We start from the raw sequence: 21,892 nt of genomic DNA on the forward strand, positions 1-21,892 counted from the left end.
GTCAATTTTTCATTTTCCCGGAGAGACGGGTGGGAGCCAGCCGCGTTGGATTGCGCGTCATTTGGGTTTGGCCCTGTGTCACCTCGGGCAAGCAGGGCCTTTGCCGCGGCGGGTTCATGTTTTGGGGCCCGAACGGGCTTGGAGGCGACTGAATTTCGGGGCGCTGTGTTAAATTGAGATTTACAACAAGTGTTTAGGTAGGTCATTGACGCTAAAAAACACCGAAGCGCGCGTTGTGGCCCTTACTGTAAGCAGACGTACCGAACTTGACAGATTTGAGGCCATTTGGAACTTTGCGCGCAAATATCTGGTCGGGGGGCAAGATGGCGATCATCAACAGGGCCATAACGGGGCTCGCGGCGACCGTATTGATGTGCGCCACCTTGAGCAGCCCTCAGGCGCAGGCCGAGGATTTCATCACAATAGGCACGGGGTCGGTGTCGGGTCTCTATTACCCGGTGGGCAATGCGATCTGCCGCCTTCTGAACAAGGACCGTCACCGGCACGGGATCCGCTGCACCGCCGAAACCAGCGAGGGGTCACTGGGCAATCTGCGCGATTTGCGCGAAGGGCGGATCGACTTTGCGCTGGTTCAGTCCGACTGGCAGGCCAAGGCCTTTGAAGGCACGGCGGCACTGTCACAGGGGGAGCCGTTTTCGGACATGCGCGCGGTGCTGTCCCTGCACGAAGAGATCTTTACCGTTGTTGCCCGTGCGGATTCCGAGATTGCGACCTTTTCCGATCTGCGCGGCATGCGGGTGAACATCGGCAATGAGGGCTCGGGGCAGCGCGCCACGATGCTCGCGTTGATGGGGGCTCTGGGCTGGAGCATGGAGAGTTTCTCCGAGGTGCATCATCTGTCTGCCACCGAGCAATCCGCAGCGCTTTGTGCGGGGACATTTGATGCGATGGTCTTTGCTGTTGGCCACCCCGCTGCCACCGTCGAAGAGGCGACGACTGCGTGCGACTCGGTTCTGGTGTCGCTTGATGAACCCGCAATCCGCGCCGTGATCGCGGATACCGGGTATTTCGAGTTCACCGAGATTCCGGCCAACCTCTATCGCGGCAACCCGCATCCGGTGCAATCCTTTGGCTTTACGGCGACTTTGGTGACAACACGGCACCAGCGGCTCAAGGTGGTGCATGAACTGGTGCGCGCGGTGTTCTCTGATCTCGACGTTTTGCGCGGCGCGCACCCGGCTTTTTCGCGTCTGGAGGCCGGACCTATGGTTCAAAACGGGCAGACGGCGCCGATCCATCGCGCGGCGCGTGCCTATTATCGTGCGTCGGATCTGCTGGAGCGCGACGGTCAGTAGCCCGTCATCTCCAGATACCCGCTGCCGCTGTGGCTCCCGGAGATCAGAATGGGGCCTTCCCAATAGGAAAAACGCGTTCCCATCCAGGCCTTTGGGTTGAGCGCGCGCACGCGAATGTCGATGTCGCGCTCGGGCAGGGCAACCTGCCATGTGGTTGGAAGGCTGCGCCCGGCCACCTCTGACCAGTCTTGGGGCGTGGCCTGAAAAGCGCCGGGCGGGAGCGGGTGGGCGGTCCCGTCCGGTGAGATCCATGTCCCGGAGGTGAAATCTCCCCGGTCTCCACGCAGGACAAAGCCCATCAGCTTGGAGCCATCGTCAAGGCGCAGGGAGAACCAGTCCCAACCGGTCTGGTCCTCTGCAAGCGGCTGGCTCGACCATTCGCGGTCGAGCCAGGCCGAACCGGTGACATTGACCGGGCCTTCGGGCAGGGTCACGGTGCCTTGGACCTCATAGGCAGGCTGGGCATAATAATAGCTGGCCTGTCCGTCGGCTGATTTCACCGAGTAGCCAGCATCCCCATGCAAGATCAGCGGCGCATCTGCGGCAAGATCCAGATCATAGGAAAAATCCTGCCCCCGGGCCGTGAGCGTGAGTTTCTCCAAGCTTGCGTCCGGTGAGGTCATCTCCCAATCGTCGATCCAGGCTGAAAACGGTGCTGCCGAGACACCCGCCTGACCCGTGCCACCGCGCCCGAGACGTTCAGCAAAGCGGTGAGTGGTCGCTGTGGTGAGGGCGGCATGTCCCATCCAGATCTGTGGACTCTGCCAACCTGCGCGCTCTTTCGGGGCAAGTGCCGAGCGAAACAGGGTCCATTGGATACCGAGATCCGTGCCCTCGGCGGTGCGCAGGTTTGCGGTGAGATACCACCATTCGATGCGATATTCGGGGTGGGCGGCGTGATCTTCGGGAAACCTCAAGGCGACACCGCGCTCTGGCACGGCAAAGCCGGTGGCCTCGGTGCCGAGATTGGCAAAGCCCTGCGCGAGAGCGCCAAGCGGCATGAGCCCGGCCCAGAGACATAGACAAAGACGCGGCCAAAGGCCTATGCCTGCGTCTGTGCGCGAAGAGGAAACGCGAGAGAGGCTAGCGATCACTTGCAAATACTCCAAGCAGGCTGGCAGGGGCGAGCCGCGCCAGACGCAAGGCTGGCAAGAGGCTCGCAAGCGCTGCAACCGCAAGCGTCAGCACCAGCAATCGCCCCCAATCGGCAGGAAAAAGATACATTGGCAGGCGCCAGCCAAAGGCTTCGAGGTTGATGACCTTCAGCAAGGCCCAGGCCAGAAACAATCCCAGCGGCAGCGCCAGCATGAATGTGGCAAGCGCAAAGGCGAGGCTGCGGCATAGCTCAAGCCCTGCAAGCGCGGGCCGCGTCACACCCATCGCCCAGATCGGGGCCAGATGGGGAAGACGTTTGTGCCACTGGCTGAGGAAGCTGGTCAAAAGCGCAAACCCCGCGACCCCCAGTGTCAGGATGTTGAGCGCGCCCGTCACCACAAAGGTACGGTCAAAGATCCCAACCGAGAGCTGCCGGATCGCCGCGCCCTCGACAATCTCATCGGTGCCAAGATTGAGCTCGTCCCGCGCGCGTTGCATCAGCTCTGCGGTCGAGAGGCCTTCTGGCGCGATCAGCCCGACCCGCGATACGGCGAGGTCACTGCGCTTGGCGCGCAGCGTGGAGAGCGCCACCACCGCCTGACCGTCCGGGTTGCCGTAATCTGGATAGATCCCGGCCACCGTCGGCGACCAGTCCGGGGCAAGGCGCAGCCGATCGCCCAGCGCCAGACCTTCGCGATGCGCAAGCTGTTCGCTGACCAGCACTGCGCCCGCACTGTAGAGCTGTGTCCAGACCTCTGGGTCTGCGCTCAGAAGCGGCCAGTTGCTGCGGTAGATCGGATCATCGACGATGCCATAGATGCGCAGCGGCGCCGAGGCGGTGCGGCTGTCGCTGCGATACTGCGGCAGGGTGCGGGCGCCAAGGCTCTCGGCCCATGTCGCGACCTCTTCAGCCGCGAGAGGGGATGTGACCTCCAGATAGGCATCGGCGGGCACGCGCTGCTCGATCCAGTCCAGAAAGGTGAGCCGGAAGCTCGACACCATGGTGCCGACACCGATGTTGGTCGCAATCGCCAAAAGGAGCGCCATCAAGGGCAACGAAAGCCCCACCAGTTGCAAGCGGCTGTCTGCCACCATCCAGCGCCAGACCGGGCTCTTGAGCGGTTTGAGGCAAAGGCCGGTTGCCCCCCAGAGGAGCGGCGGCACCAAAAGCGCGCTCCCGAGCAGAGTGCCCCCCAGAAAGCCAAAGCCGCCCCAGAGCCCCGGCAGGCCCCAGAGTGCGAGTGCGCCGGCTGCGATCAAACCGATTGCAGCGCCGCAGAAGAGCGCAATGCCCCGCGCGGTGATGCGAGAGGCGGAAACCGCCGGGCGTGAGAGCGTGCTCGCCATACGGTGCAGCGCCAAAAAAGCCTGCAGCCCTGCCGCCGCAGTGCCTACGGCCGTCATCATCAGCCCTGAGAGCACCCAGAGCGGGCGCAGCGTAAGACTGCCATCAACAGGCGCGCCATAAAGCCCGCGCAGCGTGGCGCTGACGTCCGGCAGCAGCATCGCCGCCAGCAGATAGCCGATTACCAACCCTAATGTTCCGGCTACGACTGCAAGGATCAGAAGTTCCAGGCAGAGCGCCCGCAGAAGCGCGCGGGTGGACACTCCGAGGCAGCGCAGAGTGGTAATGGTACCGCGGCGCTGCTCGATCCCGAGTGTCACGCTCCCCTGTACGATAAAGAGCCCGACGCAGAAGGCGAGAAATCCAAAGGCGGTCAGGTTGAGGTGAAAACTGCGGGTCAGGCGCGCAGGATCGGCCAGCGCACCATCGGCGTTTTGCGAGACCTCCAGCTCTGGGACAAGATCGGCAAGCGCGATGAGCCCGGAAGGCTGATCCGGCAGGATCAATAGGCGCGAGAGCGAATTCTCCTGGCCCAGCAGTTCCCCGGCAAGAGAAAGATCCATCAGCACCACGCGCGGCGGCAGCTGTGGCAACGGCACCCTGTTTTCAAACTCCGCCAGTGCGGGCAGGGTGTCGGGATGGGCATAGACCACGCCCGGCGGTGTCAGGAGCGCAGGAAGATCGAACCCGGCCTCTGTGGCGGCGTCCAGCATCGCAGCCGTGCCCGGGTAGCTGAGCGCATCCACGCCCAGAACCGTAAGCGGGCTCCCCGCTGCGTGCCAAGTGCCCTCAAGGATCGGTGAAAGCTGCCACCCCGCGCGCCGCAGCGAGACATAGGTCTGAAGCGGGATCGGGTCATTGTCCGGTGCTGCGAGGGCCTGAAGCTCAGTGTTGCCGAGTTGCTCAACCGCGCGGGCATAGGAGGCGCGCGCCTCAGCGTTGATCGCTTGAACTGCGGACCACAACGCCGTTGCAAGTGCCAGACCGGCAACCAGCAAAAAGAGCTGCAACGGCGCCCGGCGCCAATGGCTCAGGAAGCAATAGAGCGTCTGCCTCATGGGGCGTGATCCCGGACCTGCCCGGCCCTCAGGTGCAGGTGCCGACTGCAGCGCGCCGCGATGGCGGCGGAATGGGTGACAAGGAACAAGGCACAACCGGTGTCCGCGACCAGCTCCAGCATCAGGCGCAGCACCTCCGCGCTTGCGGTTTCATCCAGATTGCCGGTGGGCTCATCCGCCAACAGAAGGTCCGGGCGCAGGGTCAGGGCGCGGGCAATCGCCACCCGTTGCTGCTGCCCGCCAGAGATTTGCTCGGGGTAGCGCGCAGTGAGATCCGCAAGGCCCAGTCGAGACGTGACTTCCGCACTCCAGGCGGGATCAAATCGCCCGCCGAGCTTGGCGTGAAGCGCGATATTGTCCGCAACCGTAAGCGCGGGCACGAGGTTGAACTGTTGAAAGACCAACGCAATGCGGCTGCGCCGAAGCTCCGAGGCTGCGCGATCATTGAGCCGGGTGATCTCGTGTTCCAGAAAGCGGATCTCTCCGTGGCTGGGGCGGTCGAGCGCTGCCAGCATGTGCAAGAGCGTGCTTTTGCCCGAGCCGCTCTCTCCGGTCAGGGCCACGCTTTCGCCGCGCGCCACCTCGAACGAGACATCCCGCAGCACATCGCGGGTCCCGCCGGGGTGGCGATGGGTCAGGCCGTTCACACTCAAAAGCATCAGAATGCCCCTTGAACCAATATCTTGCCTCATGGATGTAATGCAGGCGTTGCACGATCAACCCCTGATTTCTAAGCTGCGCCAGAGTGCCGCCCTATTGACCGAGCGAAGGACCCGCTACTTCGATGACATTGATCCAGCAAATTTTCTGGGGGGGGCTGTTTCTGTTTGTATGCCTGATCCTTGAGACCATCATGCTTTTGTGGTGTGCGGATGCGCTGCGACGCCATCGCATCCGCTTTCAACGTCTCTCGAGCATGGCGCATCAGACAGGGGTCTTGTTGATCTCGATCGGGTTCGTGGTCGGAGCGCATACGGCGCAGATCTGGATCTGGTCCGCCGCGCTGTTGCTCAAGGCGCAGACCTTTGAAACCTGGAACGAGGCGGTCTATTTCTCGGTCGCCACCTACACAACGCTGGGCTATGGTGACATCGTTTTGGACGCCGGACACAGGATTTTTGCGTCTTTTGCGGCCATGACGGGCATGCTCGCGTTTGGGATAAGCACGGCATTTCTGGTGGCCGTGATGCGGTCCGGGCTGGCACATGGGCCTTTTCGCGATGAGTAAACCCGCAGATTTGCCTTCTCAGAGGAGAGGATGATGGCGATTGGCCAAGCCGTGATACAGGCTCTCGTGATTGCGCGCCGCGCGCTCGGGCGCTTCAGCCGCAAGAATGCATGGGTGCTGAGCAGCCATATCGCCATGTCGATGATGATGGCACTCTTTCCTTTTGTGCTCTTCACGGTGGCGCTGAGCGGCGCCATCGCCAGCCTGTTTTCCCATCGCATCGTTGTGGATGACGTGGTCAATCTGGTGTTTGGCAGCTGGCCGCAGTCGGTTGCTGAGCCGATCACCCGCGAGGTCTATGCCGTGCTCGAGACCTCTGGCACTGGCCTCATGACCCTTGGCGGGGTGCTGGCGCTCTATTTTGCCTCCAATGGTGTGGATGCGATCCGTATCGCGATGCTCAGAGCCTACGGTCAGGAAGAAACACGTCCCTTCTGGAAGCACCGCCTGATCTCCTTGGGGCTGGTGATCCTGGGCGGAGCAGGGCTGCTGCTGACAGCAGTGTTTGAACTGTTCTTGCCGCTGGGGGCGCGCTTTGTGGGGCGTTTCTTTCCGGATCTCGATTTTCTGCGAGGCTGGGAGCAGGGCGCCAACGGGCTTGTTGTGGCCGTGATCCCGGTGGCGGCGGTGTTCCTCTATCACCTTGTTCTTCTGCCAAAGCGTGAAACCCTGCGTCATGTGCTGCCAGGGGCGCTCGTGACGCTCCTCTTGTGGTGGGCGTCTGGTGCCGGTTTTGCGTTCTATGTCTCGAGTTTTGCAAGCTATTCTGCCACCTATGCGGGGCTTGCGGGGGCGATGGCGGCGCTGATCTTCCTGTACCTCAATGCAGCGATCCTGATCCTTGGTGCCGAGATCAACGGGGTCCTGCAAACCGACCGACAAGCGCGCGATGCCTGATCTGTCGTCTTAAATTGTCCTGAAGCGCACGTTTTTCGCCGTATTTCAGCCCAGAGCTTGACCAGGCCTACGCAGTAGCTAGGAGGAGGTGGATTTACGGGTCGCGTTTCGGGGGAACCTTTTTATGTCACAGACTGCTTTGCCTTCGGGCCGTGCTAAGCTCCTGGAACTGACCCGCTCGGTCGCACCGCAGACCAATGCGCGCGCCGGACTGGCGCGCCGCGCGACTGAAAAGCCCGGCATGCCGGGCGCGAGCAACAGTGATCCGCTCCTGTCGCTCAGAGATCTCGCGGTAAAGTCGCTGCTCCCCAAAGCGATGCGCGGCAGAGGCTAGAACACCGCTTTTGATATCTGGTGGGTGAAGATCAGCCTCTAAAGCCTGTCGCCACGACGAATTTCTCCGAACTGTCAGCCCGTGAGGATGGCGGCTTTACATTGGCGACGGATTTGAATTTCTGCTTCAGCAGCTTTTGCAGTTCGCCCTCAGCACCACCGGCCAGAACCTTGGCGACAAAGGTGCCGCCTTCCTCGAGTACATCAAAGGCAAAATAGGCCGCTGTCTCGCAGAGGGACATAATCCGCAGGTGGTCCGTCTGCTTGTGCCCCGAACTGGAGGCCGCCATGTCCGACATCACCACATCCGCCTGACCGCCAAGCCATTCCTTGACCTGATCGTCCGCGCCTTCGTCCATAAAGTCGAGCTGATGGAACTCGGCGCCTGCAAGTGGTTCGACCTCTTGCAGGTCAATGCCGATGAAACGTCCAATGGCTTTGCCGGATTTCTCGCCCAGCGCATTGATGCGCGGCACCGCCACCTGTGCCCAACCGCCCGGCGCACAGCCCAGATCAACAACCCGGGCCCCGGGCACAAGAAAGCGGTATTTGTCGTCGAGTTCCATGATCTTGAACGCCGCGCGTCCGCGATAGCCCTCGGCCTGCGCCCGTTTGACATATGGATCATTGAGCTGCCGCTGCAGCCAGCGGGTCGAGCTCAGTCGGCGCCCACGCGCGGTCTTGACCTTGACGGTCAGATCCCGCTGGCCCCGGCCAGAGGTGTTCTTTCCTGTTGGTTTCTTCGCCATGGTCATTCCTCTTACACGTCGTGCGCCACCTCAAAGGCGCGGCTTTGGGGCTATAACCGAGTTTTGCCGGCGCAGAAAGGGGCCTCAGAAAGGGCCGTCCTCCAACACGCCATCGGCGCTCATCTGCGCGTACAAAAGCCCCTCACGCAGGCCCCGGTCTGCCACCGACAAGCGATCGGTGGGCCAGCAGCGCAACAGCGCCTGCAGGATCGCGGCACCGGACATAATAAGCGCTTGTCGATCTTCGCCGATACGAGGATCGCGACGGCGGCCTTGCGGGCCGAGTTCGAGGTAGCCGCGGATCACCTTGTCGATCTGATCGGAGGTCATCCGCAGCCCATCGACCTTGGTGCGGTCATAGCGTTTGAGCCCCAGGTGCGAGGCCGCCACGGTGGTCACGGTGCCGGAGGTGCCGACGATCTGAAAACCCTCGCGGGCCTGTTCGTCCTTGTAGGGGGCAAAATCGGCCAGATGTTCCTCAAAGAACCAGCTCATCAGGGCAAAGCGGGCGGCATCGTCCTCCACGTCGTTGAATTGATCCCGCAGGGTTGCAACGCCCAGCGGCACCGAAATCCAATCCACCACTTTGGCGGCAGGAAAGGGGCTCTCGACGGTGTGAAATCCGGCATGCAGCCGCATGATCGCCGACGGGCGGTCGCGGCGCGGTACAGAGGAAATGTCGATCCAGACCAGTTCGGTCGAGCCGCCCCCGATGTCGACCACCAAGAGCTGTTCGGTTTTCGTCGATACAAGCGGCGCGCAGGAAATCACAGCAAGACGCGCTTCTTCCTCGGGCTGGATGATGTCCATGGAGAGGCCGGTCTCGCGCTTGATCTGGCGCATGAAGTCGCGCCCGTTCTTTGCGCGCCGACAGGCTTCGGTCGCAACAAGCCGCATGCGTTTTACGCGATTGCGATTGATTTTCTGCTGACAGATGCGCAGCGCCTGAATGGTGCGCGCCATGGAGGAGCGCGACAAACGCCCAGTCTTTTCGAGGCCGGAGCCGAGCTGCACCGACTTTGAAAAACTGTCCACCACATGGAAGCCGCTGCCCTTGGGTTGGGCAATCAGCATCCTGCAACTGTTGGTGCCAAGATCCAGCGCTGCATAGAGCGCATCCGGATCTGGCCGGGCCGGTACAGGGGTCTCAACCGCTCTGGGAAACGCTCCTGTACCTTTGGAACGCCTGGGCGCCATGAATCACGCCCTCCGATTATCGTGTTGAATTTACAGTACGTCCGCAGGGGGCTCTCCGCAAGGGACTGTATCGGCGCGCAGCCAGGAAAGCCGATTCAAAAACCAGACTCACCCTCGCCCAGAGCGGTGTTGCCAGCAACGGACACAAATGCGTGCAAAGGTCGCAAACGTCGCTCCTCCCATCTTTGTTGTCGAAATCCGACGCACCCGACCTTTGGCGGCGGACTAGAAACGCAGTACGACAGACGGATCTGAAAGGAACGGCAATGCCAGACGTCACCATCGTTTATTGGCGCGACATCCCGGCCCAGGTCATTGTGGGCAAGGGGCGACGGGGTGCGAAACGCCAGCTCGAAGAGCGCTTTGAGCAGGCGATTGATCGCGCCGCAATGAAGGTGAACGCCAAGGATAGCGACGCCTATCTCGCGGAATGGCGCAAAGCCGCCCCGTTCAGCGTGGAGGGTGAGCCTGGTGATATTGCCGAAGCAGAGGCCACGCGTCTGGAGCAGGAATACGATCAGGACCGCCTCAAGGCCTTGATCGCAAACGATGGCTGGGCATGACAGCCCTCAACGCATTATGGGAGGCCGCCATGGCTTTGCTGAACTTCAAAAAACGTGCGGCTGACACAGAGATCACCGTGAACCCGGACGTGGAGGCCTTTCTGCAGGGCTATTCCATCGAGGTGATGCCGCGCACCGCGCAAAAGGTCGAGGACTTCCGCGAGCTTCTGCCCGCTGGCACCCGCGTCTATATTGCCCACATTGAGGGCACCCCGATCGAGGATATGGTCGCCACAGCCAAACGCCTGAATGACGAAGGCTACCCGGTGATGCCGCATTTCCCGGCCCGCATCATCAAGGATGAGGCAACGCTTGCCGATTGGATTGCGCGCTATCAGGGTGAGGCGGATGTCAAACAGGCCCTGCTGCTGGCCGGTGGCGTGGCGCAGCCTCATGGTGCCTTTGACAGCTCCATGCAGCTTTTGGAGACCGGCCTCTTCGACAAGGCAGGGTTCACCAACCTGCATGTGGCGGGCCACCCCGAGGGCAACAAGGATATTGATCCTGACGGCTCCATGAAAAACGTCTCCGAAGCGCTTCAGTGGAAACAGAAATTCTCCGAGCGGACCGACGCGAAAATGGCGCTGGCAACCCAGTTTGCATTTGAGGCAAAGCCGATCATCGCTTGGGCCAACGGCCTGAAAGACGCGGGCGTTGACCTGCCGATCCATATCGGGATCGCGGGGCCTGCCAAGCTGCAGACGCTCATTAAATTCGCCATTGCCTGCGGTGTGGGACCGTCGCTCAAGGTGCTTCAGAAACGCGCCATGGATGTCACCAAGCTGATGCTGCCCTATGAGCCCACCGAGGTTGTGGCTGAGCTTGCGGCCTACAAGGCGGCAAACCCCGATTTCAACATCACCAATGTTCACTTCTTCCCGCTCGGCGGCATCAAAACCAACGCCACCTGGGCCATCAACAATGGCGGCGAGTCCACTCGCCCCGCCAAACAGCAAGGATAAACCATGACCCGTACTGTCGTAGAATCAAAAACAAAAACTGCTGTTCTGGGCTTTGATGAACCCTTCTGCGTGATCGGCGAGCGCATCAACCCCACCGGCCGCAAGAAACTGGCGGCGGAGCTTGAAGCGGGCGATTTCTCGACCGTGGAAAAGGACGCATTGGCGCAGGTGATGGCCGGGGCCAACATCCTCGATATCAACGCAGGTGTTGTCTACAATTCCAACCCGAACCCGAATGAGACCGAGCCGCCCTTGATGACCAAGATCGTCGAGCTGGTGCAGGGCCTTGTCGATATCCCGCTCTGCATCGACTCTTCTGTGCCCGGCGCGCTGGAAGCAGGTCTTGCCGCAGCCGAAGGTCGCCCGCTGCTGAACTCCGTCACCGGTGAAGAAGACCGCCTGGAGCTGGTTCTGCCGCTGGTCAAGAAGTACAATGTTCCGGTTGTGGCGATCTCCAACGACGACACCGGGATCTCCGAAGACCCCGATGTGCGCTTTGCAGTGGCCAAGAAGATCGTGGAACGCGCGGCCGATTTTGGCATCCCGGCGCATGACATCGTGGTGGACCCTCTGGTGATGCCCATCGGTGCGATGGCCACCGCAGGTCAGCAGGTCTTTGCTCTGGTGCGTCGCCTGCGTGAAGAGCTTGGCGTGAACACCACTTGCGGTGCCTCCAACGTCTCCTTCGGTCTGCCGAACCGTCACGGCATCAACAACGCTTTCCTGCCGATGGCAATGGGGGCGGGCATGACCTCTGCGATCATGAACCCGGTGGCCCTGCCGGTGACGCAGAAGGCAATTGCCGAAAAGAAAGAGCAAGTCGCTGCCGCGGGAATCATCCTGCCCGAGGGCATGGACGACGAGACTTTCGTGACGATGTTTGGCCTTGGCTCCACAAAGCCGCGTGCCGGCAAGGAGATGGAAGCGATCCGCGCTGCGAACCTGCTGACCAACAACGACCCGCATGGCGGCGATTGGATCAAGTTCAACAAGGCGCCGTCCTCTGAGGCCGAGGGCGAAGGCCGCGGGCGTCGCGGTGGCGGTCGCCGTCGTCGCGCGTGAGATACGCCTTATAATTACCTGACAATATTTAAAAAGCCGGGCGCAGCGCTCGGCTTTTTTCGTTTGGTCCGCTTGGGCAAACGCATCATGCGCCCTCAGAGCTTGCGTGTGAATGCGCCGCAAAATCTGCCGCAAGCCATAACTCCGGCACACCGCATTCCTGCAATAAATTTCAGTTTGCAGGATTTTTTTCGCGATGATTGATCCAAGGGATTTTTCCTCTCTAAATCAGAGTTGTGCAAAACATTGCATCAAGCGAAATTTATTGCAGTCCGGCGGGAGGAGACGCCGTGCGGCAAGGTGAAAGACCACAAGGGAGGAAAACTTATGGTCAATTTCAAACAGGTGGCCGTCTGCGCCGCAGCGTCCATGACCACGGTTTCCGGAGCCGCTCTGGCGGAGGCGGGAACGCTCAAATGCGAGCCGGGTGAAACCTATATCATGAATGTGATGGTCTCGAGCCATCCCTATTGGGTGCCAGTCTATCAGGGCTTCAAGCAGGCTGCAGAGGCTTTTGGTTGCGAGACCGTGTTCTCAGGCACGCCTGATTATGACATCACCAAGCAGATTGCGTCCTTTGAGCAGGATATGGTGAAGGCACCCGCAGGCATTCTGTTGCATCCGATGCAGTCTGACCCCTTTATCGAGCCCATCAACCGCGCCATCGACAACGGCACCGAGATCGTGACCTTTGCCGCGGACTCGCCCAATTCCAAGCGCTCTGGCTATATCACCTCCGACAATATGGCGGAGGCCAAGTTTGCCGCCGAGGAATTTGTCAAAGAACTGGGCGAGAGCTTTGAATTTGCTGTGCTCGAGAACCCCGGTCAGTCCAACCACGACCTGCGTGTGACAGCATTCCTGTCTTATATGGAAGAGCATTATCCGGAGGCCAAGCTGGTGGGGCGTCAGGCCACCAACCAGGACAGCAACGCGGCCTATCGCGCCACCGCGTCGATCATTCAGGCCAATCCGGACCTGAAGGCCCTGTGGATCCCAGAGGCAGGATCGGCAGAGGGCGCCGTCGCGGCCAAGCTCGAGGCGCAGTCCGATGTGATGGTGATGCATGCCGATATCACCCCGACCACGCTTGAGCACATCAAGGCGGGCAACATCCATGCGGCTTTGAACCCGAACCAGGGCATGCAGGGCTTTATGGGGTTCATGGGGGTCTTCCTCGCAGCAAAATCCGAGGTGTTTGATCCGTTCAACGACTACAAGGTCTCTGGCTACAACCCGGTGCAGATCCCGTTTGTTGACAATGGCTTTGCCGTGATCACGCAAGAGAACGCCGACAGCTTTGATCTCAACGCCTATATGGCCGGTCGCGATCCCAGCTGATCCGGACATCGCGGATGTGGCTGCCCGGTGAGGGGCCGGGCAGCCCACAGATCAATTTTCCAGAAGAGACGGGCGAGCGATATGACAGGCGACGTGATCCTGCAAATTTCGAACCTCACGAAGTCCTTTGGGCCGGTCAAGGCGCTAAAGGGCGTGGATTTCGAACTCCGCCGTGGCGAGATCCACGCAATCGCCGGAGAGAACGGCGCCGGGAAGTCCACGTTGATGAACATCATCGACGGTATTCTGCAGCCCGACAGCGGTGAAATCCGGCTCGATGGCACCCCTGTCGAAATTCCGTCTCCGGCAGCGGCGCAAAAGATGGGGATCGGCTTTGTGCATCAGGAGATCGCACTCTGTCCGGATGTCTCGGTTGCTGAGAACATCTTTATGGCTGCGACCAATTCAAGCCGGTCTTTTCTGATGGATTACAAAGGGATCGAAGCCAAAGCGCGCGAGGTTTTTGCGCAGTTGTCGAGCATTGATCCCTCGGTGCTTGTCCGGGACCTCTCGATTTCGAACCAGCAGCTTGTGGAGATCGCCAAGGCGCTGACGCTGGACTGCCGGGTGTTGATCCTGGATGAGCCTACGGCCGCGCTGACCGAGGCGGAGGCGCAGGTGCTGTTCAAGATCATGCGGCGGCTGGCGGATCAGGGGATTTCGTTGATTTATATCTCGCATCGTATGGTCGAGATCTTTGACAATTGCGACCGGGTCTCGGTGTTTCGCGATGGCCGCTATGTGACGACACAGGATGTCGCCAAAATCACGCCTGCGGATGTGGTCCGGGCCATGGTGGGGCGCGAAATTGGCGATCTCTATCCCGAAAAACAACGTCCCGAGGCCTGCAGCACGACCGAGGTTCTCCGGGTTGAAAACCTCTGTGAGGCCGAGCGGTTTCACGATGTGTCCTTTTCGCTGCGCAAGGGCGAGATCCTTGGCTTTGCCGGGTTGATCGGTGCAGGGCGCAGCGAGATCGCCAAAGGGATCTGCGCGCTTGAAGGTCAGGTGACTGGCAAGCTCTGGCTCAATGGAGAGCCGCTGGCGCTGCGCGATTATCAGGACAGTATTGATGCGGGGATTGTGTATCTCTCCGAGGATCGCAAAGGCGACGGCGTGTTTCTGGATATGTCCATCGCCAGCAATGTTTCGGCGCTGAAGGTCGAACAGGTCGCCAGTGCCCTCGGGTTGATCCAGACCGGCAAGGAAACAGAGCAGGCGGACCGACTTGGGCGCAAGCTCAACCTCAAATGCGGCACGCTGCAGGATCCGGTTTCGTCGCTTTCGGGCGGCAATCAACAAAAGGTGGCGCTGGCCAAGATGCTCTCGGTCAACCCGCGACTGATCTTTCTGGATGAGCCGACGCGTGGCGTTGACGTTGGCGCAAAGGCCGAAATCTACCGCATCCTGCGGGATTTGGCCGAGGAGGGCGTCGGCATTGTGGTTATTTCATCCGAGCTGCCAGAACTGATCGGTCTGTGTGATCGCGTGCTGGTGATCCACGAAGGGTGTCTGAGCGGTGAAGTAACTGGCCCGGACATGACAGAAGAAAACATCATGCACCTTGCCTCGGGCACTCAGCAAGGCACGGGTGCAGCGTCGGTTGCGGCGCAATGAAGGGGGAGACAATGGAGCAATCTGTGAACATCGCACTGGCCGAAACATCGAGGGGAAAATCGCTTTTGGGGCGGCTCTTGCGGATGCGCGAAACGGGCCTCATTCTGATTATCCTGGCGCTTTTCATCGGCATGTCCTTTGCCTCGCCCTATTTTCTGACATGGGTCAATATTCGCGCCATGACCATGGCCTTTGCCGTCGAAGGCATCGTGGTTGTGGGCATGACGGTCTTGCTGATTTCTGGCGGCATCGACCTTTCGGTGGGGTCGGTCACGGCTCTGTCGGGGGTGATCGCGGGCTGGCTGTTCCTGCAGGGGATTGACCCCTGGGTGGCCGCAGCAATTGCGATTTTTGCCTGTACCGCCATCGGGTCGTTCATGGGGTTCTTTACCACGCGGATCGGGCTGCACCATTTTATCGTGTCGCTTGCCGTCATGGTGATTGCACGCGGGATCTGTCTTTTGGCGACGGGCGGGCGGCCCATCGGGCTCTATACGCTGCCGCCAGAGTTCAAATTCATCGGGCAGGGCACCATTGGTCCCATTCCGGTTGTGATCATCCTCTTTGTTGTGGTGGTGATCGCCGCGGATTTCATGCTGCGCCGCACCACCATGTTCCGCAAGGTGTTCTACACCGGCTCCAACGAGAAGGCCGCCGCCTATTCCGGCATCCGCACCAAGAAGGTGGTGTTTTTGACCACGACGCTCTGCTCTGCGCTTTGTGGGTTCGCCGGGATCATCTACATGGCGCGCTTCGGGTCTGCGCAGCCGACCTTTGGACTCGGGATGGAACTGAACGTCATCGCCGCTGCGGTGATCGGCGGTGCGAGCCTCAACGGCGGCGCGGGATCCATCTTTGGTGCGATCCTTGGCACGGTGCTGTTGTCGGTGGTGTCGTCCTCGCTCGCGCTCTTGGATGTGTCGGTCTACTGGCAGGACATCATTCGCGGCTCGATCCTTCTGGCGGCGGTGACAATCGACCACTTCCTCAACAAGAAGCGGGGCTGAGGGGGATATGGTTGAGCACAGACAAGGGTTCGAGACCGTCCGCCAGATCCACACTGTTTTGGTCCTTCACTTTATCGAGGGCAAGAAACAGTCGGAGATCGCGACCGAACTGAACCTCTCTACATCCAAGGTGAACCGGCTGATCTCTCAGGGGCGCAAGCTGGGCATGCTGAAGATCGAGATCGAGAGCCCGTTTCAGCGGCTGATGGACATTGAGGAGGCCGTCACCCGCTTTGCCAATCTCGGCAGCGCCGTTGTGACGCCGACGGTGGAGGGCAGCGAAAAAGCGACGCTGCAACAGGTTGGCCGCGCTGCGGCAAGCCACCTGACCGAGACGCTGCGCGATGGCGATGTCATTGCGATTACCGGTGGCAAGGCGGTGAGCGCCCTGGTCGACGGGCTAGATGTGGAGCGGCAATGGGACGTGACCGTTGTGCCGCTCACAGGGGGGGTGCAGGGCAAATATTTCACCGATGTTAACCACCTCGCCACCCGGTTGGCTGAACGTCTGGGGGGCAAGACCATGCTGCTGCATGCGCCGCTCTTTGCCGAAAGCAAGGCCCAGCGCGACATGCTGATGGATATTTCCTCCATCAAGGAAGTGCTCGATCTGGCCCGTCGCGCCAATGTGGCGCTTGTGGGGATCGGCTCGGTACAGCCTGCAGAGTCGAGCTATTACGACCTCCACCCGGTGCCGGAAGCCGATCGCAAGATGCTTGTGGGCACCGGTGTCGTAGGTGAGTTCATGGGCCATCTGATCCGCGACAATGGTGCGGTGGCCAATTTCGCGCTGAACTCGCGCCTCGTGGCCCTGTCGCCACAGGAACTCGGCCAATGCGAGCGCGTGATCGGGATCGCGGCGGGCGCCAGCAAGGTGCGCCCCATCGAGGCGGCGCTTGAAGGCGGGTTTCTGAGCTCGCTCATCGTTGACGAAGACACGGCCGCAGAAGTGCTGCAGAAATATGAAGGAACTGAATATGTCGCATGAAATGCTGAAACGTGAGATCGGCCGCTCCGGGATCGAGGCTTCGGCCATCGGGCTTGGCACCTGGGCCATTGGCGGCTGGATGTGGGGTGGCACGGATGAGGCGCGCTCGATCGCCGCTATTCAGGCTTCGATCGAGGCCGGAGTGAGCCTCATCGACACCGCGCCCGCCTATGGTCAGGGCGTCGCCGAGGAGATCGTCGGCAAGGCCATCAAGGACCGTCGCGACAAGGTGGTGCTGGCCACGAAATGCGGGCTCGTTTGGCACACGCAAAAGGGCAATCACTTCTTTGATTACGACGGCGCGCCGGTGCATCGCTATCTGGGCAAGGATGCGATCATCTATGAGGTCGAACAAAGCCTCACGCGTCTCGGCACCGATTACATCGATCACTACATCACCCATTGGCAGGATCCCACGACGCCGATTGCCGAAACGATGGAGGCGCTGGAGCAGCTGAAAACACAGGGCAAAATCCGCTCGATTGGTGCCAGCAATTCCACGCCTTTGGACGTGCGTGCCTATCTCGAGGCGGGACAGCTTGATGCGGTTCAAGAAGAATATTCGATGGTGAACCGCGCGGTTGAGGCCGAGATGGCGCCGCTCTGTCATGAAAACGGCGTGTCCATCCTCAGCTATTCCTCGCTCGCGCTGGGGCTTCTGACCGGCAAGATCGGCCCCGACCGGGTGTTTGAAGGCGACGATCAGCGCAAGGACAACCCACGGTTTTCAATTGCCAATCGCGAAAAAGTGGCCCGCTTGATGGAGGCCATCGCGCCCATTTCCGAAGTACACGGTGCCACCAAGGCCCAGGTGGTGATCGCCTGGACGCTGCAGCAGCCGGGGATCACGTTCTCGCTCTGCGGGGCGCGCGATGCGACACAAGCAGTTGAAAACGCCAAGGCGGGTCTGCTGCGTCTCAGCGCGGATGACATTGCCCAGATAAGCGGTGCCACCAGCACGCATCTCAGCGACCTCGACGGCTGACCCACAGGCCCTGACGCCACCACATGACATGCACAAAACGCTGCGACGACCTCGTCAGCGCACGGAGAAGATATGCCCGATCAACGAGTGAAAAACTGGCAAAGCCTGTCTGGTGACGGGGCCTTTGACGTCGTGGTCGTGGGCGGTGGCGTCAATGGGATCGGCACCTACCGGGAGTTGGCGTTGCAGGGATTGCGCGTTCTTCTGGTGGAGCGCGGCGATTTTGCCAGCGGCTGCAGTGCGGCGCCGTCGCGGATGATCCATGGCGGCCTGCGATATCTGGAGAATGGCGAGTTCGACCTGGTGCGCGAGAGCCTGCAGGAGCGCGATGCGCTGTTGGTGAACGCGCCGCATTTTGTGCATCCGCTACCGACGGTTATCCCCGTGACCTCGCTGTTTTCCGGTCTGTTCAACGCGGCGGCGTCCTTTTTGGGGCTGAGCCGCAAACCAGCGCCGCGCGGTGCGGTGCCGATCAAGCTGGGACTGAGCCTGTATGACTGGGTAAGCCGCAAGCGCCGCCTGATGCCAAGGCACAGCTTTCAGGGGCGCCGCGCCACCCGGCGCGACTGGCCCGAACTGTTGGAGGAGGCGCGGGGCACCGCGACCTACCATGATGCCTGGATCGGGTTTCCAGAGCGTCTCTGTATCGAAATGCTTCAGGATGTGGCACGGGTGGCGCCGGGCTGTGTCGCGCTCAATTATTGCGAGATCGCAGCGGAGACCGGCGGGTTCAGTGTGACCTGCCAGCGCAGCGGTCAGACCGCAGAGATACGGCCCCGGCTCATTGTCAACGCCACGGGAGCCTGGCTGGATGAAACCGTGGCGCAGCTTGGCGGGACGGCGCCGCGGATGGTGGAGGGCACCAAGGGCTCGCATCTGATTTTGGATCACCCGGAGCTTTTTGCCGCGCTCAAGGGCAATATGGTTTTCTTTGAAAACGATGACGGGCGGGTCTGTATCGTGTTTCCGTTTCACGACCGGGTGCTGGCGGGCTCGACCGATATACGGGTGGAGCGCACCGGACGCGTGCGCTGCGAGCCGGAGGAGACCGACTATATCCTCGGTGCGCTCGCGAAAGTGTTTCCGGGGTTGAACATTGACGCTAGCCAGATCGTGTTCAGCTATTCCGGCATCCGGCCCTTGCCGCAGAGCGACCAGGATTTTACCGGGCGGATTTCGCGCGGCCACGACATTCGCAAACTGGAGGGCAGGGTGCCCCAGCTCTGTATGATCGGTGGCAAATGGACCACCTTTCGCGCTTTTGCGCAGCAGACGGCAGATGCAGCGCTCGGGGAGCTTCGGCACGGTCGGCGCGTTGATACGCTGGATCTGGCGATTGGGGGCGGGGCGAAGTTTGAAGGGCGAGAAGCCCAGATCCTGCAGGAGCTTTGCAAGGTACAAAACCTCAGCCACGCCCGCGCCGGTCATCTCTTGCAGCGCTACGGCAGCCATGCCCCCAAGGTCGCAATCGCCTGTGGTCGCGAGGACCGCCCGCTGGCCGCAGGGACGCTCTATTCCGAGGGCGAGATCCTGCACCTTATCCGAAGCGAGTTTGTCGAAACCCTGTCGGATCTGGCCCTTCGGCGCACGGATCTGGCGATCTCTGGCGTGCTCTCGATGCAGATCATCGAGGCGCTGGCGGCGCTGATGGCGCAGGAAACGGGCCTCCCGCCTGATCTCATCACGGCTCAGAAACAGGATCTGATCGCAGAGCTGAGCACCTATCACGGCGTAACCGCCGCAACTCTTGAACGTCGAAATACCGAAAGGAATGCCCAATGCGCATGAGCATGAAAGCCCGCATGAACCGGATGTTTAGCAACGGAGGTTGTCTGGACGTGGCCATCGACCATGGGGTCTGCAACGAACCGAGCTTCATGGTTGGTCTTGAAGACATGCCAGCAGTGATGAACACGCTGATCGACGCCCGCCCCGATGCCATCCAATGCGCCTATGGTCAGGCGGACCTCTTGCAGAGCCGCCCGGAAAAAAACAAACCAGCGTTGGTGATGCGCATTGATATGGGCAACCCCTATAACGATCAGCGCCACCGCGTGATGTGGTCAATGCTGCAAAACGCCGAAGAGCCCATCATCGGCGCCCTTGAGATGGATGCGGCGGCGGTGGTGGTGAACCTCTTCATGCTGCCCGATGAGCCGGAACTCTTTCGCCAATGCGTCGAAAATATCTCTCGGGTGCGGGCGTCCTGTGAAAAATACGGCATGCCGCTGATGATCGAGCCTCTGGTGATGCTGCCCAATGATGTGCGCGGCGGCTATCAGGTGGACGGGGATGCGGAAAAGATCGTGACGCTGACCCGTCTTGCCAGCGAAATGGGGGCCGACATCATCAAGGCCGATCCCACCGACGACCCGGAAGAGTTTTATCGCGTGGTCGAGGCGGCGCGCGTGCCGGTTCTCGTGCGGGGCGGCGGCAAGGACGATCTGCGCGCCGTGTTGAACAAATCCGCCGCTTTGATGCGTCAGGGTGCAAAAGGCATGGTCTACGGCCGCAACATCTATCAGCATGAGAACCCAAAAGCCGTGGTTAATGCCTTGATGGCCATGATCCACTCTGGCGCGGATGGTGAAGAAGCATGGGACATTTATAACCGTGGGTGAGGAACAGACATATCTCTTGGGTCTGGATGCGGGCAATACGGTCATCAAGGCCGTGTTGTTCGATCAAGACGGGCGGCAAGTGGCGATGCAGGCGCTCGATGGGCAGACCGCGACCCCAGCACCGGGCCATGTGGAGCGCGACCTGGGCGAATTGTGGCAGAACGCGGGTCAGGTGATCCGGGGCTGCATCGAAGAGGCTGGCATCTCCGCCCGCCAGATCGCTGGCGTTGGGTGCGCGGGGCATGGCAACGGACTCTATGCGCTGGATAAATCTGGCGCGCCTTTGATTGGCATTCAGTCGCTTGATACCCGCGCCGCAGAGCTAGCGGAAGACCTCTCCGAGACCCATGGCTCCGACCTGCACAAGATCTGCCTGCAGAAACCCTGGCCGTCGCAGACGCCGGTGTTGCTCGCCTGGGTCAAGCGACATCAGCCCGAGATCTATGACCGGATCGGAACGGTGTTCCTCTGCAAGGATTTCATCACCCATCAGCTGACGGGTATAAAGGTGAGTGACATCTCCGATATGTCCGGCTGTGGACTGACGCGGATGCCAGCCTGCCGTTATGATGCTGAATTGATGCACCTTTACGGGCTTCAGGATGCGCTTTCGATGCTGCCCGCGCTTGTGGAACCTGCCGAGATCGCGGGTCATGTGACCGCCGCAGCTGCCGCGCAGACCGGTCTCATCGAGGGGACGCCGGTGATTGGCGGCTACTTTGACGTGATCTCTTCGGCGCTGGGGTCTGGTGTCTGTCGCGCGGGGGAGGCATCAATCATCGCCGGAACCTGGTCGGTCAATCAGGTCTTTTCGCCAGAGCCGGTGTTGGACTCTTCGGTGTTCATGGCGTCCGGTTTTGCGCCGGGGCGCTTTGTGAACATCGACTCCTCGGCCACATCGGCGGTCAACCTCGAATGGTATGTGCGCGAACTGGTCGAGCGCGGCGCCCACGTCGATGATCCCTTTGGCCAATGCAACAATTTGGTGGCCGAGGTAACGCCCGCGCCGGATGATCCGATCTGCCAGCCCTTTCTCTACGGATCGGGGCAGGGCGCTCAGTTCCGGGGCGGCTATTTTGGTCTGGCGGGCTGGCACGGCGAGGGCCACCTGCTGCGCGCGCTTTTTGAGGGCGTCGTATTCGAGCACCGCCGCCATATCGAGGTGCTGCGCGGGGCGGGGCTCGACTTTGACACAGCGGTGCTGTCGGGGGGCGGCTCGCGCAGCCCGCATTGGCCGCAGATCTTTGCCGATTGCCTTGATCGCAAGATCCGTGTTTCCGAGGCCAAGGAAACAGGCGCGTTGGGAGCCGCCATCGGCGTCGCGGTGGCCGTGGGGCTGGCCGAGGACTATGAAAGCGCTGTCGCGCGGATGACGCGCACCAAGGCCGAGTTTACCCCAAACCCCTCGATGCGACGGCATTACGACCAGCGCTACGCGCTCTACTCGGAGCTCAACGCGACTCTGCAGCCGCTTTGGGCACGATTGGGTGCCATGCAGACCGGCCAATGTGATGAGAATGGATCATAA

Annotated in this window: 20 protein-coding genes; 15 read left to right on the forward strand and 5 right to left on the reverse strand. The window is 60.9% G+C overall.

The annotated features are described in order from the left end of the window. Positions 1-323: 323 nt before the first annotated feature. Entirely contained in the window at positions 324-1,316 is a 993-nt protein-coding gene (locus ACZ1HH_RS05780; RefSeq protein WP_472636112.1) for a TAXI family TRAP transporter solute-binding subunit, read from the forward strand. On the opposite strand, the gene ACZ1HH_RS05785 is transcribed toward ACZ1HH_RS05780, so the two are convergent. The 3 genes from ACZ1HH_RS05785 to ACZ1HH_RS05795 all read right to left on the reverse strand — a co-directional run bounded on the left by ACZ1HH_RS05785 (position 1,310) and on the right by ACZ1HH_RS05795 (position 5,473). Beyond that, on the reverse strand, positions 1,310-2,317 hold the full coding sequence (locus tag ACZ1HH_RS05785; RefSeq protein WP_472636113.1) for a lipocalin-like domain-containing protein: 1,008 nt from the start codon (positions 2,315-2,317) through the stop codon (positions 1,310-1,312). The genes ACZ1HH_RS05780 and ACZ1HH_RS05785 overlap by 7 nt on opposite strands. Positions 2,318-2,399: 82 nt before the next feature. Next, positions 2,400-4,814 (reverse strand): ABC transporter permease, encoded by a 2,415-nt coding sequence (locus tag ACZ1HH_RS05790; protein WP_472636114.1) that lies wholly within the window; start codon positions 4,812-4,814, stop codon positions 2,400-2,402. Continuing rightward, entirely contained in the window at positions 4,811-5,473 is a 663-nt protein-coding gene (locus ACZ1HH_RS05795; RefSeq protein ID WP_011538518.1) for an ABC transporter ATP-binding protein, read from the reverse strand. Before ACZ1HH_RS05795 ends, ACZ1HH_RS05790 begins: the two co-directional genes overlap by 4 nt. A 125-nt stretch (positions 5,474-5,598) precedes the next feature. Between ACZ1HH_RS05795 and ACZ1HH_RS05800 the strand changes: the two genes are divergently transcribed. From ACZ1HH_RS05800 to ACZ1HH_RS05810, 3 genes are all read left to right on the forward strand, one after another. Continuing rightward, the gene (locus tag ACZ1HH_RS05800; RefSeq protein WP_011538519.1) at positions 5,599-6,042 is read left to right on the forward strand and encodes a potassium channel family protein; all 444 of its coding nucleotides are present in this window, start codon (positions 5,599-5,601) and stop codon (positions 6,040-6,042) included. A gap of 30 nt (positions 6,043-6,072) precedes the next feature. Next, entirely contained in the window at positions 6,073-6,939 is an 867-nt protein-coding gene (locus tag ACZ1HH_RS05805) for a YihY/virulence factor BrkB family protein (protein ID WP_472636116.1), read from the forward strand. 124 nt (positions 6,940-7,063) lie between these two features. Beyond that, positions 7,064-7,273 (forward strand): hypothetical protein, encoded by a 210-nt coding sequence (locus ACZ1HH_RS05810; RefSeq protein ID WP_472636117.1) that lies wholly within the window; start codon positions 7,064-7,066, stop codon positions 7,271-7,273. Between the two features lie 31 nt (positions 7,274-7,304). Here ACZ1HH_RS05810 and ACZ1HH_RS05815 read toward each other — a convergent pair whose 3' ends face one another. Further along, positions 7,305-8,021: an RlmE family RNA methyltransferase gene (locus tag ACZ1HH_RS05815; protein WP_011538522.1), complete on the reverse strand. Its 717-nt coding sequence runs from the start codon at positions 8,019-8,021 to the stop codon at positions 7,305-7,307. An 84-nt stretch (positions 8,022-8,105) separates the two neighbouring features. Beyond that, a complete protein-coding gene (locus tag ACZ1HH_RS05820; protein ID WP_011538523.1) occupies positions 8,106-9,218 on the reverse strand; it encodes a Ppx/GppA phosphatase family protein in 1,113 nt (370 codons plus the stop codon). Between the two features lie 266 nt (positions 9,219-9,484). Here ACZ1HH_RS05820 and ACZ1HH_RS05825 point away from each other — a divergent pair, with 266 nt between their 5' ends. The 11 genes from ACZ1HH_RS05825 to ACZ1HH_RS05875 all read left to right on the forward strand — a co-directional run bounded on the left by ACZ1HH_RS05825 (position 9,485) and on the right by ACZ1HH_RS05875 (position 21,892). Then, complete coding sequence (locus ACZ1HH_RS05825; protein ID WP_011538524.1) at positions 9,485-9,781, forward strand: virulence factor; 297 nt, start codon at positions 9,485-9,487, stop codon at positions 9,779-9,781. Positions 9,782-9,810: 29 nt separating this feature from the next. Next, the gene (locus ACZ1HH_RS05830; RefSeq protein WP_472636118.1) at positions 9,811-10,743 is read left to right on the forward strand and encodes a methylenetetrahydrofolate reductase; all 933 of its coding nucleotides are present in this window, start codon (positions 9,811-9,813) and stop codon (positions 10,741-10,743) included. Positions 10,744-10,746: 3 nt separating this feature from the next. Next, a complete protein-coding gene (locus tag ACZ1HH_RS05835; RefSeq protein ID WP_011538526.1) occupies positions 10,747-11,805 on the forward strand; it encodes a methyltetrahydrofolate--corrinoid methyltransferase in 1,059 nt (352 codons plus the stop codon). 327 nt (positions 11,806-12,132) lie between these two features. Further along, the gene (locus ACZ1HH_RS05840) at positions 12,133-13,146 is read left to right on the forward strand and encodes a substrate-binding domain-containing protein (protein ID WP_416368351.1); all 1,014 of its coding nucleotides are present in this window, start codon (positions 12,133-12,135) and stop codon (positions 13,144-13,146) included. Between the two features lie 81 nt (positions 13,147-13,227). After that, entirely contained in the window at positions 13,228-14,763 is a 1,536-nt protein-coding gene (locus ACZ1HH_RS05845; RefSeq protein WP_472636119.1) for a sugar ABC transporter ATP-binding protein, read from the forward strand. Positions 14,764-14,774: 11 nt separating this feature from the next. Continuing rightward, entirely contained in the window at positions 14,775-15,770 is a 996-nt protein-coding gene (locus ACZ1HH_RS05850; RefSeq protein WP_472636120.1) for an ABC transporter permease, read from the forward strand. Between the two features lie 7 nt (positions 15,771-15,777). Beyond that, a complete protein-coding gene (locus ACZ1HH_RS05855) occupies positions 15,778-16,758 on the forward strand; it encodes a sugar-binding transcriptional regulator (RefSeq protein ID WP_011538530.1) in 981 nt (326 codons plus the stop codon). Beyond that, positions 16,748-17,743 carry an aldo/keto reductase gene (locus tag ACZ1HH_RS05860; protein ID WP_472636123.1) on the forward strand — a complete coding sequence of 332 codons (996 nt, stop codon included), beginning with the start codon at positions 16,748-16,750 and terminating at the stop codon, positions 17,741-17,743. Before ACZ1HH_RS05855 ends, ACZ1HH_RS05860 begins: the two co-directional genes overlap by 11 nt. Positions 17,744-17,815: 72 nt before the next feature. Further along, positions 17,816-19,531 carry a glycerol-3-phosphate dehydrogenase/oxidase gene (locus ACZ1HH_RS05865; RefSeq protein WP_472636124.1) on the forward strand — a complete coding sequence of 572 codons (1,716 nt, stop codon included), beginning with the start codon at positions 17,816-17,818 and terminating at the stop codon, positions 19,529-19,531. After that, positions 19,528-20,364, forward strand: coding sequence for a class I fructose-bisphosphate aldolase (locus ACZ1HH_RS05870; RefSeq protein WP_472636125.1), 837 nt, complete (start codon positions 19,528-19,530; stop codon positions 20,362-20,364). Before ACZ1HH_RS05865 ends, ACZ1HH_RS05870 begins: the two co-directional genes overlap by 4 nt. Further along, on the forward strand, positions 20,357-21,892 hold the full coding sequence (locus ACZ1HH_RS05875) for an FGGY-family carbohydrate kinase (RefSeq protein WP_472636126.1): 1,536 nt from the start codon (positions 20,357-20,359) through the stop codon (positions 21,890-21,892). Before ACZ1HH_RS05870 ends, ACZ1HH_RS05875 begins: the two co-directional genes overlap by 8 nt.

The sequence above is a fragment of the Epibacterium sp. HA2-3 genome (assembly GCF_055693725.2).